Genomic DNA, 13,481 nt, shown 5'->3' on the forward strand with positions numbered 1-13,481 from the left:
ATGCGCCGCCTTCTGCTCGCCCTCGCCCTGCTGGCATGCGCCGCGCCGCTGCGCGCCCAGGCGCCGGCGAATCCGGGCGTGCTGAACGTGTACAACTGGGCCGACTACATCGACCCCGCCGCGCTGGAGCGCTTCACGCGCGAGACGGGGATCCGCGTGCGCTACGACGTGTACGACACGCTGGAAACCCTGGAGGGCAAGCTCTCCGCCGGGCGCTCGGGCTACGACATCGTGGTGCCGACCTCCGAGCCCTCCTTCAACCGGCTGCTGCGCGCCGGCGCGCTGCGCCCGCTGGACATGGCGCGCATCCCCAACGCCCGCCACCTGGACCCCGCGCTGATGGCCGAGGTGGCGAAGCTGGACACCGGCAACCGCCACGGCGTCATCTACCTGTGGGGCACGGTGGGCCTCGCCGTGGTGCCGGAGCGGATCCGCGCCCTGTGGCCGGACGCTCCGCTGGACAGCCTGGAACTGGTGCTGAACCCGGAGAACCTGCGCCGCATCGCCCGCTGCGGCGTGGTGGTGATGGACAGCGCGGTGGACGTGCTGCCCACGGTGCTGCGCCACCTGGGCCGCGACCCGCTGAGCGGAGACGCCGCCGACCTGGCCGAGGCGCAGCGCCGGCTGCTGGCCATCCGCCCGCACCTGCGCGCCATCCCCAGCCCGCCCGCCATCATCGAGCAGCTGGCCGCGGGCGAGGTCTGCGCCGCGCTGGCCTACAGCGGCGACACCATCCAGGCCGGCGCCCGTGCGCGCGAGGCCGGGCGCCCCTTCACCGTGCAGTACCTGCCCCCGCGCGAGGGCGCGCAGCTTTCCTTCGACATGCTGGCGATCCCCGCCGACGCCCCGAACCCGGAGGCCGCGCACGCCTTCATCAACTTCGTGCTGCAGCCCGAGGTGATGGCCGGCATCACCCGGCAGGTGCGCTACCCCAACGCCGTCCCGGCCTCGCGCGCGCTGCTGCCGGCGGAGCTGCGCGAGGACCCGAGCATCTTCCCGCCGCCGGAAGTGATCGCGCGCTCCTTCCTCGCCGGCACGCCGCCCCAGGCGGCGGAGCGCGCCCGCGCGCGGCTGTGGGCGCGCTTCAAGGCCGGGCGTTGAGCCTGCTGCGGCTGGAGGGGGTGAGCAAGCGCTTCGGCGCCGCCACCGCCCTGGACGCGCTGGATCTCGAGGTGCGCGAGGGCGAGTTCCTGGCGCTGCTGGGCGGCTCGGGCTCGGGCAAGTCCACCCTGCTGCGCGTGGTGGCGGGGTTCGAGCGCGCCGAGGCCGGGCGCGTGCTGCTGCGCGGGCAGGACATCACGCGCGCGCCGCCGCAGGCGCGCGACGTGGCGATGATGTTCCAGTCCTACGCGCTGTTCCCGCACCTGAGCGTGTTCGAGAACATCGCCTACGGCCTGCGCCGCCGCGGCGAGGACCCGCGCCCCCGCGTGGCCGAGCTGGTGGCGCTGCTGGGCCTGGATGGGCTGGAGCGGCGCCGCCCGCACCAGCTGTCCGGCGGGCAGGCGCAGCGCGTGGCACTGGCCCGCGCCCTGGCCCGCCGCCCCGCCCTGGTGCTGCTGGACGAGCCGCTGGCCGCGCTGGACGCCAACCTGCGCGAGCGCACCGGCTTCGAGCTGCGCCGCATCCAGCGCGCCACCGGGGCCGGCTTCGTGATGGTGACGCACGACCAGGCCGAGGCGCTGGCCCTGGCCGACCGCGTGGCCGTGCTTGACGCCGGCCGCATCGCCCAGCTGGCCCCGCCGCGCGAGCTGTACGAACGCCCGGCCACCCGCGCCGTGGCGCGCTTCCTCGGCAGCGCCAACCTGCTGGACGGCCCGGGCGGCGGCTTCGCCCTGCGCCCCGAGCGCATCCGGCTGGCGGCGCAGGGCCGCCCCGCCACGGTGGAGGAGGTGGCGTTCCGCGGCGCCGACGCCCTGCTGGTGGCGCGGCTGGCGGACGGCACCGCCCTGCGCGTGCTGCTGCCGGCCGCCGGCGCGCTGCCCGCGCCCGGCGCCGCCATCTCCCTGGCATGGGAGGCGGCGGACCTGGTGCCGCTGCCCGCATGATCCGCGCCCTGGCCTGGCTGTGGCTGGCGCTGCTGGTGGCGCTGCCGCTGGCGGTGGTGCTGCTGATGGGCTTCGGCGCCGCGCAGCCCGGCATCCCGCCGGTGCGGCCCCCCTTCGGCCCGGCGGGCTGGCAGGGCAGCCTGGAAGGCTGGTCGCTGCTCCTCGCCGACACCTTCTACCTGGAGGCGGCGGGGCGCTCGGCGCGGCTGGCGGGGCTGACGGCGGCCCTGTGCCTGGTGCTGGGCTTCGCCATGGCGCTGGGCATCGCCCGCGCGCCGGCCGCCCGGCAGCCCGCGCTGGTGGCGCTGGTGCTGGCGCCCTTCCTGGTGGGGTTCGTGCTGCGCATGGCGGCCTGGGTCGGGCTGCTGCGCGATTCGGGGCTGCTGAACCGGCTGGCGGCGCCGCTGGGGCTGGGGCCCTGGCAGATGCTGCACACCGATGGCGCGCTGCTGCTGGGCATGGTCCATTCCTACCTGCCCTTCGCCGTGCTGCCGCTGTGGGCAGCGCTGTCGCGGCGCGACGTGGCGCTGGAGGAAGCGGCCGCCGACCTCGGCGCCTCGCCCTTCACGGCGTGGCGCACCGTCACCTTGCCGCTGGCCGCGCCCGCGGCGCTGGCCGCCTTCCTGCTGGTGTTCATCCCCGCCATGGGCGAGGTGGTGATTCCCGAACTCCTGGGCCCGCCCGACGCCGTGCTGCTGGGCCGCGCCATCTGGGGCGAATTCTTCCAGACCCGCGACTGGCCGCTGGCCGCCGTGCTGGCCACTGCCCTGCTGGCCCTGCTGCTGCTGCCGCTCTGGGCGCAGCAGCGCCTGGCCCGGGGGCGCGCGTGACCCGCGCGGCGCTGTGGCTGGGGCTGGCCTTCCTGTGGCTGCCGGTGCTGCTGCTGGCGGGCTTCGGCTTCTCCGCCTCGCGCGAGCCGTTCGAATGGGGCGGCTTCTCCCTGCGCTGGTTCGCGGCACTGGCGGCGAACGAGCGCCTGCTGGAAGCCGCCTGGCTGTCGTTGCGCGTCGCCTTCGCCGCCGCCACCCTGGCCACCCTGGCCGGCGGCGCCCTGGGCTGGGTGCTGGCGCGGCACGGGCGCTTCCGCGGCCGCGCGCTGTTCGGCGCGCTGGCCGGCGCCCCCCTGGTGCTGCCCGAGGTGGTGAGCGGCCTGGCGCTGCTGCTGGTGCTGGTGGCGCTGCAATCCCTGGCCGGCTGGCCGGTCCAGCGCGGGGCCGGCACGGTGCTGCTGGCCCACGCCGCGCTCGGCGCCGCCTACGCCGCCGTGGTGGTGCAAGGCCGCGTCGCCGCGCTGGACCCGCGGCTGGAGGAAGCGGCGATGGGGCTCGGCGCCTCGCCCTGGGCGGCGTGGCGCACGGTGACGCTGCCGCTGCTGGCGCCGGGGCTGGCGGCGGCGTGGCTGCTGGCCTTCGTGCTTTCGCTGGACGACGTGGTGCTGGCATCCTTCGTGTCCGGGCCGGGCGGGACGACGCTGCCGGTGTGGCTGTTCTCGCAGCTGCGGCTCGGGCTCACGCCGCAGGCGAATGCCTTGGCCGTGGTCACCTTGGCGTTGGCTGCGGCGGCGGTGGGCGTCATCCTGCTGCTGCGACGTCGCAGGGGTTGAGTCAGTTCTTGCCTTCGCACCTAATGCGGGCGTTATTGCGGGAAGGCGATTCCGGGAGTTCGGTCATGGAGCCTGTGCTGCACCTGGTGGATGACGAGGAAGCGGTGCGCCGCTCGGCGGAGCTGCTGCTGGTCGCCTCCGGGCATCGCGTCATCACCTATCCGGGGGCGCAGCCCCTGCTGGCGGCCGCCGGGCCCACCGGCACCGGGCTGGCGCCAGGCTGCCTGATCCTGGACGTGCGGATGCCCGGCATGGACGGGCTGCAGCTGATGGAGGAGCTGTCCCGCCGCGGCTCGCCGCTGCCGGTGGTGATGGTGACCGGGCACGGCGACGTGCCGCTGGCGGTGCGCGCCATGCGCGCCGGGGCGGTGGACTTCCTGGAGAAGCCCTACACGGAGGAGCGCCTGCTGGAAGCGGTGGCCGCGGCGCTGGCCCAGGGCGGCGAGGCGGCGCAGCGCCGGGCCGAGGTGGCGCGGGCCGGCGCGCAGGTGGCCGGCCTGTCCCCGCGCGAGCGCGAGGTGCTGGCCTGCCTGGTGCAGGGGATGGCGAACAAGGTGGTGGCCCACCAGCTGGGCATCAGCCCGCGCACCGTGGAGGTGCACCGCGCCAACCTGATGGAGAAGCTGGGCGCGAAGTCCTTGCCCGACCTGGTCAAGATCGGGCTGGCGGCGGGGATGTAGGCGCCCCGCCGCCAGAAGGCCTCACCAGGAGCGGTAGCCGCGCCGGCGGGAGGAATAGGCCGGCGCCGAGGGCGTGGTCGCCGCGCCGACGGCCGCGCCGCCCAGCCCGCCGGCCACCGCGCCGATCGCCGCGCCCGAGCCGCCGCCGGCCAGGCCGCCGATCAGCGCGCCGCCGCCGGCACCCAGCGCCGCGCCGCCCAGGGCGCGCTGGCCGGGGTCATAAGGGTTGGTGCAGGCGGCCGTGCCGAGGGCGAGGGCGCCGAGCGCCGCCATGCGGATCTTGCTGGTCATGCGGTGTGTTGCCTCCTGTTGCGGTTGTCAGACGCGGCGCCGCAGCGCGCCGACGATGGCGAGCAGCACGATGGCGCCGATGGTGGAAACGATCAGGCTGGCCACCCAGCCCTGGTAGCCGACGCCGAACAGCCCCGCGAGGAAGCCGCCCAGCAGCGCGCCGACCAGGCCGACCACCAGGTTCATCAGCAGCCCGTGGCTGCGCCCCATCACCTTCTCCGCGATCCATCCGGCCAGCAGGCCGATGATGATCGCGCCGATCAATCCGACGCCACTCATGGTGTTCAACCCTCCTTGTTCTGCGGGCCGCGGAAGATGCGGCGCGCGATGGCCACCAGCCCCGCGGTCGTGGCGACCCGGACCAGGCTTTCCGATTCGATGGGGGCGGGGCGGGGCGGCGGCGGGTTCCGCTCGGCCTCCTGCCGCAGGCGGGCGGCCTCGGGGCGCGCCTCCTCCTTGCCCGACCAGGCGCGGGTGAACTCGGCGCCCAGCAGGAAGATGACCGCGGAGTAGTAGATCCACAGCAGCACCACCACGAGGGCGCCGGCGGCGCCGAAGCCGTCGGCCGCGCCGGAGCTGCCGATGTAGAGGCCGATCAGCGTCTTGCCGGCGGTGAACATCACCGCGGTGGCGAAGGCGCCCACCAGCACGTCGTGCCAGTGCAGGTCGCGGTCGGGCAGCACCTTGTAGACGGCGGCGAACAGCCCGGTGATGATGGCGATGCTCAGCACGATGTTGGCGACATGCAGCACCGCCTCCATCCCCGGGAAGCGTGCGCCGATCCAGTCGCCGAAGGCGGAAAGGGCGGCGGAGGCGGCCAGCGACACCAGCAGCAGGAAGGCGGTGGTGGCCACCAGGCCCAGCGCGGCCGCCTTGGCGCGCAGGAACACCGTCACCGTCTCCGTCACCGTGTCGGCCTCGGGCGCGGCGGTCTTCCAGATGGCGTTCAGCGCGCCCTGCAGGGCACCGAAGGCGCCGGTGGCGGTCAGCAGCAGCGTGCCCAGGCCGATCAGCAGCGCCCAGCCGCCCTGGGCGTCGCCCAGCGCGCCGTCCGCCATCTCGGTGACGGCGCCCGCGGCGTCGCGGCCCAGCATGTCCTGCATCTGCGCGGCCAGCGCGGCATGGACCTGCTCCTCGCCGAAGATCAGCCCGGCCACGCCCATGGAGATCCACAGCAGCGGACCGAGCGAGAACAGCGTGAAGTAGGCGATGCCGGCGGCGCGCGTCAGGCAGTCATCGGCGAAGAAGCCGGTGAGCGTGTCCTTGGCGATGGCGAATGCGCGTTCCAGCATGGGGTTCCTCTTGCCCCATGCCAACGACGCAAGGTCGGCCTTAGTTTCGCATGATGCCGTCGAGCGCCTGCGCCAGGTCGGCCTCCAGGTCCTCCACCGCTTCCAGCCCGATGTGGATGCGGAAGGTGGGGCCGCCGAAATCGCCGGTGCCGGCGGTGCGGGACAGGTTGCCGGTGGTGGGGATGGCGAGCGATTCGAAGCCGCCCCAGGAGGCGCCGATGCCGAACAGCCGCAGAGCATCCACCACGCCGGTCATCTGCTCCTGGCTGTAGCGCGGGTGCAGCACCACGCCGAACAGCGAGCAGGTGCCGGTGAAGTCGCGCTGCCACAGGTGGTGCTGCGGGTGCGAGGGCAGGGCGGGGTGCAGCACCTGCTTCACCTCCTCCCGCGCCTCCAGCCAGCGGGCGATGCGCAGCCCGGCCTCGGCCTGCTCCTTCAGCCGCACCGCCATGGTCCGCACGCCGCGCAGCGCCAGCCAGCAATCATCCGGCGAGGCGTATTGCCCGAGGATGGAGGCGGTGGAGCGCAGCGTCAGGTGGTCCTCCTCCGAGTTCACCGTGGCGCTGCCCAGCAGGATGTCGGAGTGCCCGCCGACATACTTGGTCAGCGCCTGGATGGAGCAGTCCACGCCGTGCCGGAAGGGCTGGAAGTGGTGGATGCCCCAGGTGTTGTCCATCAGCACCTTGGCACCGCGCGCGTGCGCCGCGCGGGCGATGGCCGGGATGTCCTGCACCTCGAAGGTGTGGGAGCCGGGGCTCTCGGTGTAGACGACCTTGGTGTTGGGGCGGATCAGCGCGGCCATGCCGGCCTCGTCCACGCAGGGGTCGTAGAAGGTCGTCTCGATTCCCCAGCCCTTCATGAGCGTGTCGGCCAGGGTGCGGGCGGGGCCATAGACGCTGTCGGGCATCAGGCAGTGGTCACCAGCCTTCAGCCAGGCCAGCAGCGGCACCGCCACGGCGGCCAGCCCGGTGCCGAGGATGGTGCAGTGGCTGCCGCCCTCGATCTCGCAGATCACGTCCTCCAGCGCGTGGTGCGTCGGGCCGCCCTGGGTGCCGTAGGTGAGGAACTGGTCGTAGCGCTTGGCGGCGCCCGCCTTGCGTGCCGCGCAATCCGGGAACAGCACGGTGGAGCCGCGGTGCACGCCGGGGTTCACGAAGCCGTGGATCTTCACGCCTGCCCGCCCGGCATGGCTCATGCGGGTGGCGAAGCGGTCCTTGCCGTGCGGGGCCTCGGGCATCAGGTGGTCACCTTCTCGGTCTCGGGGCGCAGCGCCCATTCGGTCCAGGAGCCGTCATAGACGGCGGGTTCGGGCAGGCCGGCCTGCACGGCGGCGAAGGCCAGCACGCAGGCGGTGACGCCGGAGCCGCAACTCGTGACCACCGGCGTGGCGCCATCCACGCCGGCAGCGGCGAACAGGGCGCGCAGCGCGGCGGGGTCCTTCAGGCGGCCATCGGCGCCGGCGACCTCGCTCACCGGCAGGTTGCGCGCGCCGGGCATGTGGCCATTGGGCAGGCCGGCGCGGGGCTCGGGCGTGGTGCCGTCGAAGCGGCCCTTGGCGCGGGCGTCCAGCACCAGGGCCGAGCCATCGGCCAGCACCTGCTTCACGTCGCCGATGCCGCGCAGCATCCGCGCGCGGAAATCCGGCACGAAGCGGGCGGGGGTGGCGGGGGCGGGGTCGCCGGTCTCGACCGGGCGGCCCTCGCGCTGCCACAGCGGCAGGCCGCCATCCAGCACCGCCACGTTGTCATGGCCGAACAGGCGCAGCATCCACCAGCCGCGCGGCGCGGCGCGCCAGCCATGCTGGTCGTAGAACACGACGCGATGGGCGTTGGAGATGCCCAGCTCACCCGCCAGCCGGGCGAAGCGCGCCGGGGTGGGCACCATGTGCGGCAGGTCGGTGTCGGCATCGGCGATGGCGTCGATGTCGAACAGCCGCGCGCCGGGGATGTGGGCGGCGCGGAAGCCGTCATGCTTGTTGCCGGCCTCGTTGGGCAGGAAGGTCGAGCAGTCGAACACCAGCAGGTCCGGCGCGCCCAGCTCCGCGGCCAGCCATTCGGTCGAGACGAGCGAGTCCACGGTTCAGTCCTCCAGGCCGATGGAGATGCGGCGGTTCTGCCGCCCCTTGCTTTCCAGCTTCAGCACCGTGACGCGCCCGATCTCGCCGGTGCGGGCCACATGGGTGCCGCCGCAGGGCTGGAGGTCAACGGGCGGCTCGCCGCCGATGCGCACCAGCCGCACCCGGCCGGAACCGCGCGGCGGCTGCACCGACAAGGTGCGGACCATCTGCGGGTTGGCGTCCAGATCGGCGTCGCTGATCCAGGTGAAGGAGACGGGATGGTCCTCCGCCACCAGGGCATTCAGCCGCTCGGCCCACCATTCCTTGGGCGGCGGCTCCGGCAGGTCGAAGTCCAGGCGGGACTTCTCCGCGCCGATCTGCCCGCCGGTGACGCCGATGCCGGGCGTCAGGCTGCACAGCAGGTGCATGGTGGTGTGCATCCGCATGTGGCGGTGCCGGCGCGCCCAGTCGAGCGTCACCTCCACCTCGTCGCCGATGGCGGGCCCCTCGCCGGCGATGGGGTGGGCGACCGCCTCGCCATCGCCCTTCAGCGCCTCGGCCACCGGGGCCTCGCCGCGCGCCCAGCGCAGCGTGCCGGCATCGCCCGGCTGCCCGCCGGAACGCGCGTAGAGCACGGTGCGGTCCAGCACGATGCCGGCGGGCGTGACGTCCACCACCCGCGCGGTGCAGGAGCGCAGATAGGCGTCGTCGAGAAAGAGCTTGGTCGTCATGTCCATTCCTGGCGCAGCCGCGCGCGATGGGTGCGCAGCCAGAACAGGCAGATGGCCGCGGTGGCGTTCTGGATGCCGCCCTCGTCCAGCCGCCGGAAGGCGTGCTCGGCCGCGAGGTGGAGCGGGCGGATGTCCTCGCCCTCGGCGGCGAGCCCATGGTGGCGTGGCGCCTCGGGCGGCAGGCGCACCCGGCCGCAGTAGATGTGGATGTTCTCGTCCGAGCCGCCCTGCATCAGCATGAAGTGGCCGATGCGCTCCAGCCGGTCCGGGGTCAGCCCGGCCTCCTCCTCCGTCTCGCGCCGGGCGCAGTCCTCGGGGGATTCGCCCGGCTCCAGCAGGCCGGCGACGCATTCGGTCATCACCGGCGGGAAGCCGGCCGCCAGGGCGGGCAGGCGGAACTGCTCGATCAGGCAGACGCGGTCGGACCAGGGGTCGTAGGGCAGCAGGGCCACCGCGCCGCCGCGGCGCCACACCTCCCAGGTCAGCTCGCGCGAGGGGGCGCCGTCGAAGCGGGTGTAGGTGAAGCGCACCTTCTGCACCGGGAAGCGGCCGTCGAAGGCGATGCTGTCCTCGCGCACCTCCAGCCCCGGATGCGGCGGGAGGGGCGGGGCCTTGGGCGGTCTGGCGCTCATGCGGCGCGGAGCCTAGCTTCGCGGCGAACACCCGTCCACATGAGCACCCCCGATCCCCGCCGCGCCATCCTGGCGATCCTGCTCGCGAGCCTGCTCTATGCCGGCATGGGCGCCTGCGTGAAGGCGCTGGCCGGCGAGGTGCCGCTGGCGCAGGTGGTGCTGGGACGCAACATCTTCGCGCTGCCGGTGCTGCTGCCGCTGCTGCTGCGCCAGGGGCGCGGGGGGCTGCGGATGCGCGCGCCCGGCCTGCACGCGCAGCGCCTGGTCTGGGGCTTCATCGGCATGGCCACCGCCTTCCACGGCTATGCCCACCTGCCGCTGGCCACCGTCACCGCGCTGGGCTTCACCATGCCGCTGATGCTGGCGCTGCTGGCCGTGCCGCTGCTGGGCGAGCGCATGGAGCGCGCCCGGCTGCTCTGTGCCGCGCTGGGCTTCGGCGGCGTGCTGCTGATGGTGCGCCCGGATGGCGGCGGGGCCATGGCGCCCTCGCTGGTGGTGCTGGCGGGCGCCTTCGCCTGGGCCATGGCGATGATCACCATCCGCCGCATGGGCGCCTCGGGCGAGAGCGGGGTGGCCATCGTCTTCTGGTTCTCGCTGGGCTGCGCGCTGGTGGCGCTGGCTTGGTCCATCCCCGGCTGGGTGTGGCCGACGCCGCGGCAATGGGCGCTGCTGGCGGTGGTGGGCTTCGTCGCCGCCTTCGCGCAGGTGCTGATGACGGAAGCCTACCGCTCGGCCGAGCCCACCCTGGTCGCGCCCTTCGAATACTCGGCCATCCTCTGGACCACGCTGCTGGGCGTGGTGGTGTGGGCCGATTGGCCGGACGGCTGGGACGCCGCCGGGGTGGCGGTGCTGGTCGGCGCCGGGCTGTGGCTGTGGCGGCGCGAGGCGGCCTTGCGGCGATGACGGCGGGCGCGGCACAAGGCGCCATGCGCGCACGCCTGCCCTGGCTGGCTGCCCTGCTGCTGTTCCCCGTGCTGGTGCTGGGGCTGCGCTGGGCTTCCTTCCTGCCCTCCGTGATCGATTGGGACGAGAGCCTTTATCTCCTCCAGGCGCGCGAATGGCTGCGCGGCAACTGGCCCTTCTCCGGCGTGTGGGACATGCACCCGCCCGGTGCGCCCGGCATGATCGCCCTCGCCTTCCTGCTGCTGGGCGAGAGCCTGGAGGCGGTGCGCCTGCTGGGCGCCGCCTGCGTCGCCGCCACCGGCTACGCCCTGGTGTGGCTGGCCCGGCGGCTGGGCGCGCCGCCGGCGCTGGGCTGGGCGGCGGCGGTGCTCTACGCCGCGCATTCCATCCTGCTGGGCGGGCTGGCCTCCAACACGGAAATCCTGTTCGCCCCGCTGGGGGTGGCGGCGCTGGCGCTGGCGGTCAGCCCCGGGCGGGAATGGGCGCGGCTGGTGCCCATGGGCCTGCTGGTGGGGCTGGCGCTGCTGGTGAAGCCGGTGGCCACACCCGAGGGCTGCTTGGCCTTCGCCCTGCTGGCCTGGCCCGCCCTGCGCGCGCGGCAGTGGCGGCAACTGGCGGCCATGGCCGGCGCCTACCTGCTGCTGTGCCTGGCGCCGACGCTGCTGATGGCCGCCATCTACGCCGGGCGCGGCGAGTTCGCCGAATGGTTCGGCGCCACCGTGCTGGCGCCGCTGGAATACGCCTCCGGCCGCATGTCGGCCGAGCAGGCGCTGTGGCGCGCCACGCTGGCGGCGCTGGCGCTGCGCTGGGTGCTGCTGCTGGCGCTGTGCGGCCTGCCGGCGCTGTGGTGGGGCGAGGGCATGGCCCGGCGCGTCGCGCGGCTGGGGGCGCTGTGGCTGGCGGTGGCGGGGCTGGCCGTGGTGGGGCCGGGGCAGTTCTTCCCGCACTACTTCCTGATCCTGCTGCCGCCCCTTTCGCTGCTGGCGGCGCTGGGGCTGTTCCTGGCGGCGCGCTTCCTGGCCGGGGCGCGGGCGCGGGCGCTGATCCTGGCCGTGCTCGCCCTGGCGGCGCTCGACGTGGTGGCGGCCGACCTGTCGCCCCGCCTGTCGCGCGGCTTCGCGCTGGGCAGCCCGGACACGCCGCGCCGCATGGCCGCCCTGATGAACGAGGAGCTGCACGAGGGCGACACCATCTTCGTGCCCAACTACCAGCCCGTGGTGTACTTCCTCACCGAGGCGCGCCTGCCGACGCGCTTCCCCTTCCCGGTGCACCTCACCGGCTCCTTCGCCTCGCTCGCCGGAGTGGACACGGATGCGGAGGTCAAGCGCATCCTGGACAGCCGGCCGCGCTTCATCGTGCTCGACCGCTCGGAGTGGTTCGCCATGCGCGCCTCCGCCATGGCGATGCTGAGCGAGGCGCTGGAGGAGGGCTACGAGCTGGCCGCCTCCTTCGTGGAGGAGCGCGGCACGGTGGAGCTGTGGCGCCGGGTGGAGGCCGAGTGATGCAGGATGCGCTGTTCCTCGCCTCCAAGCTGTTCTGGATGTTCGCGCGGCCCAACACCTTCGCGCTGTTCCTCGCCGTGCTGGGGGTGGCGCTGCTGGTCGGGCGCCGGCGCTGGGGCGCCTGGCCGGCGCTGCTGGGGCTGGGCTGGTACGCCGCCGTTCTGCTGACGCCGCTGGCCGCCTGGCTGACCCTGCCGCTGGAGGACCGCTTCCCCCGCGCCGAGGCGCCGGCCCGCGTGGACGGCGTGGTGATCCTGGGCGGCGCGGTGGAGACGGGGCTGACGGAGGGCCGCGGCATCCCCTCGCTGAACGGCGCCGCCGAGCGCATGACGGAGGCGGTGGCCCTGGCCCGCCGCTTCCCGGAGGCGCGCATCGTCTTCACCGGCGGCACCGGCAAGGTGAACCCCGACGAGGTGACGGAGGCCGAGGTGGCGCGTCGCCTCTGGTCCTCGCTCGGCCTGGAGGGTCAGCGCGTGGTGTTCGAGGAGGCGTCGCGCAACACCTGGGAGAACGCGACCCTGACCCGCGCGCAGGTGCAGCCCCGCCCGGGCGAGACTTGGTTGCTGGTCACCAGCGCCTCGCACATGCCGCGCTCGGTGGGGTGCTTCCGCGCCGCCGGGTGGCAGGGGATGGTGCCCTGGCCGGTGAACTACTCGACCGAGCCGGGCGGGCGGGGCTGGTTCGATAGCCCGCTGTCGCAGCGGCTGGGGCAGGCGGAATGGGCGGTGCGGGAATATGTGGGGCTGGTGGCCTACCGGCTGCTGGGGCGCACCGACGCGCTGTTCCCGCGCCCGCTATAGGTCCAGCACGCGGTCGGGGCGCATCCGGCCGCGCAGCAGGTCGGCCAGGGCGCGCAGGTTGCCGCGCAGCCGGCCGCGCCGGTCCACCTCCGGCTCCGGGCGCAGCGACTTCACCGCGTTGACCAGGCAGTGCCGCGCCGCCGAGGGCAGGGCGTGCGACCAGGGAAACGACCCCTTGCGCGCCAAGTAGAGCGGGTTCGCCACCTGCGAATAGCCCAGCCGCACCCCCGGCACCCGGCCCTGCTTGGTGCCCAGGTGGACGCCGCGCGCCGCCAGCAGCCGCAGGATGGCGCCGTGCGGCAGCAGCCGGCGCGACAGGTCGATGTCCTCGTACCAGGCGTAGAGGGGCAGCGCCTCGTCGAATCGGATGCCGTGGGCGCGCAGCGGCGCCAGGCGCAGCGCCATGTTGCAGCCATAGGCGTTGAAGGCGTTCGCCACCGCCAGGGCGTCCGGCGGCGGCGGCGCCCCGCCCAGGATGGCGCGGGCGGCATCGGGCGCGATGCCGGGGCCCTTGGCGCCGTCGGCCAGCACCACGCCGGTGGCCACCGCGCAATCCGGGCGGGCGCGCAGCACCGCCTCCAGCACCGCCAGCCACTCCGGGGCGGGCAGGAAGTCGTCGTCGAAGAACACCACGGCGTCGCAATCCGCCACCGCGTCCAGGATGCGGTTGCGCTGCGCCGGCAGGCCGGAGGCGCCGGTGAGGAACTCCACGCCGGGGAAGCGCTCGGCCACGCCGGCCACGTCCCCCGGCGCCGCGTAGGAGACGAGGATGCGGTCCGCCGGGCGATGCTGCCGGTCCAGTTCCGCCAGCGTCTCCAGCAGGATGGGGGCGCGGCCGCGGGTGGCGATGCCGATGGCCATCCTCATGCGAATGGCCCCCGCGGGAACGGCGGCTGGGCAGGGCGGCGCGGGGCCGTTCCCCTGAGGCTTTGCTTCGCCCTCACGC

General features: G+C 74.4%; 16 protein-coding genes. 8 read left to right on the forward strand and 8 right to left on the reverse strand.

Annotated elements, in window-relative coordinates:
* The 5 genes from ACI6QG_RS03020 (at nucleotide 1) to ACI6QG_RS03040 (ending at nucleotide 4,328) form a co-directional block, all read left to right on the forward strand.
* Entirely contained in the window at nucleotides 1-1,101 is a 1,101-nt protein-coding gene (locus tag ACI6QG_RS03020; protein WP_407023083.1) for an extracellular solute-binding protein, read from the forward strand.
* On the forward strand, nucleotides 1,098-2,045 hold the full coding sequence (locus ACI6QG_RS03025) for an ABC transporter ATP-binding protein (protein ID WP_407023084.1): 948 nt from the start codon (nucleotides 1,098-1,100) through the stop codon (nucleotides 2,043-2,045). Before ACI6QG_RS03020 ends, ACI6QG_RS03025 begins: the two co-directional genes overlap by 4 nt.
* Entirely contained in the window at nucleotides 2,042-2,875 is an 834-nt protein-coding gene (locus ACI6QG_RS03030) for an ABC transporter permease (protein WP_407023085.1), read from the forward strand. The genes ACI6QG_RS03025 and ACI6QG_RS03030 overlap by 4 nt, the downstream gene beginning before the upstream one ends.
* Entirely contained in the window at nucleotides 2,872-3,648 is a 777-nt protein-coding gene (locus tag ACI6QG_RS03035; RefSeq protein WP_407023086.1) for an ABC transporter permease, read from the forward strand. The genes ACI6QG_RS03030 and ACI6QG_RS03035 overlap by 4 nt, the downstream gene beginning before the upstream one ends.
* A 65-nt stretch (nucleotides 3,649-3,713) precedes the next feature.
* Nucleotides 3,714-4,328, forward strand: coding sequence for a response regulator transcription factor (locus ACI6QG_RS03040; RefSeq protein ID WP_407023087.1), 615 nt, complete (start codon nucleotides 3,714-3,716; stop codon nucleotides 4,326-4,328).
* A 21-nt stretch (nucleotides 4,329-4,349) separates the two neighbouring features.
* Here ACI6QG_RS03040 and ACI6QG_RS03045 read toward each other — a convergent pair whose 3' ends face one another.
* From ACI6QG_RS03045 to ACI6QG_RS03075, 7 genes are read right to left on the reverse strand one after another with little or no spacing between them, the layout of a single operon-like run.
* The gene (locus ACI6QG_RS03045) at nucleotides 4,350-4,619 is read right to left on the reverse strand and encodes a YMGG-like glycine zipper-containing protein (RefSeq protein ID WP_407023088.1); all 270 of its coding nucleotides are present in this window, start codon (nucleotides 4,617-4,619) and stop codon (nucleotides 4,350-4,352) included.
* Between the two features lie 27 nt (nucleotides 4,620-4,646).
* A complete protein-coding gene (locus tag ACI6QG_RS03050) occupies nucleotides 4,647-4,898 on the reverse strand; it encodes a GlsB/YeaQ/YmgE family stress response membrane protein (protein WP_407023089.1) in 252 nt (83 codons plus the stop codon).
* Nucleotides 4,899-4,903: 5 nt separating this feature from the next.
* On the reverse strand, nucleotides 4,904-5,911 hold the full coding sequence (locus ACI6QG_RS03055; protein WP_407023090.1) for a YihY/virulence factor BrkB family protein: 1,008 nt from the start codon (nucleotides 5,909-5,911) through the stop codon (nucleotides 4,904-4,906).
* 40 nt (nucleotides 5,912-5,951) lie between these two features.
* Nucleotides 5,952-7,148, reverse strand: coding sequence for a cystathionine beta-lyase (gene metC, locus ACI6QG_RS03060; protein ID WP_407023091.1), 1,197 nt, complete (start codon nucleotides 7,146-7,148; stop codon nucleotides 5,952-5,954).
* Nucleotides 7,148-7,987 (reverse strand): sulfurtransferase, encoded by an 840-nt coding sequence (locus ACI6QG_RS03065; protein ID WP_407023092.1) that lies wholly within the window; start codon nucleotides 7,985-7,987, stop codon nucleotides 7,148-7,150. Before ACI6QG_RS03065 ends, metC begins: the two co-directional genes overlap by 1 nt.
* Nucleotides 7,988-7,990: 3 nt before the next feature.
* On the reverse strand, nucleotides 7,991-8,698 hold the full coding sequence (locus tag ACI6QG_RS03070; RefSeq protein WP_407023093.1) for an alanyl-tRNA editing protein: 708 nt from the start codon (nucleotides 8,696-8,698) through the stop codon (nucleotides 7,991-7,993).
* The gene (locus tag ACI6QG_RS03075) at nucleotides 8,695-9,330 is read right to left on the reverse strand and encodes an NUDIX domain-containing protein (protein WP_407023094.1); all 636 of its coding nucleotides are present in this window, start codon (nucleotides 9,328-9,330) and stop codon (nucleotides 8,695-8,697) included. Before ACI6QG_RS03075 ends, ACI6QG_RS03070 begins: the two co-directional genes overlap by 4 nt.
* A gap of 39 nt (nucleotides 9,331-9,369) precedes the next feature.
* Here ACI6QG_RS03075 and ACI6QG_RS03080 point away from each other — a divergent pair, with 39 nt between their 5' ends.
* Genes ACI6QG_RS03080 through ACI6QG_RS03090 form a run of 3 tightly spaced genes read left to right on the forward strand, consistent with a single transcriptional unit; the run spans nucleotide 9,370 to nucleotide 12,535 of the window.
* On the forward strand, nucleotides 9,370-10,233 hold the full coding sequence (locus tag ACI6QG_RS03080; protein ID WP_407023095.1) for a DMT family transporter: 864 nt from the start codon (nucleotides 9,370-9,372) through the stop codon (nucleotides 10,231-10,233).
* A gap of 23 nt (nucleotides 10,234-10,256) precedes the next feature.
* On the forward strand, nucleotides 10,257-11,735 hold the full coding sequence (locus ACI6QG_RS03085) for an ArnT family glycosyltransferase (RefSeq protein ID WP_407023096.1): 1,479 nt from the start codon (nucleotides 10,257-10,259) through the stop codon (nucleotides 11,733-11,735).
* Nucleotides 11,735-12,535 (forward strand): YdcF family protein, encoded by an 801-nt coding sequence (locus ACI6QG_RS03090; protein WP_407023097.1) that lies wholly within the window; start codon nucleotides 11,735-11,737, stop codon nucleotides 12,533-12,535. Before ACI6QG_RS03085 ends, ACI6QG_RS03090 begins: the two co-directional genes overlap by 1 nt.
* On the opposite strand, the gene ACI6QG_RS03095 is transcribed toward ACI6QG_RS03090, so the two are convergent.
* Nucleotides 12,530-13,402 (reverse strand): glycosyltransferase family 2 protein, encoded by an 873-nt coding sequence (locus ACI6QG_RS03095; protein ID WP_407023098.1) that lies wholly within the window; start codon nucleotides 13,400-13,402, stop codon nucleotides 12,530-12,532. The two genes, ACI6QG_RS03090 and ACI6QG_RS03095, sit on opposite strands and share 6 nt — an antisense overlap.
* Nucleotides 13,403-13,481: the final 79 nt, after the last annotated feature.

It is taken from the genome of Sabulicella flocculans (genome assembly GCF_045449635.1).
Classification (GTDB): domain Bacteria; phylum Pseudomonadota; class Alphaproteobacteria; order Acetobacterales; family Acetobacteraceae; genus Roseococcus.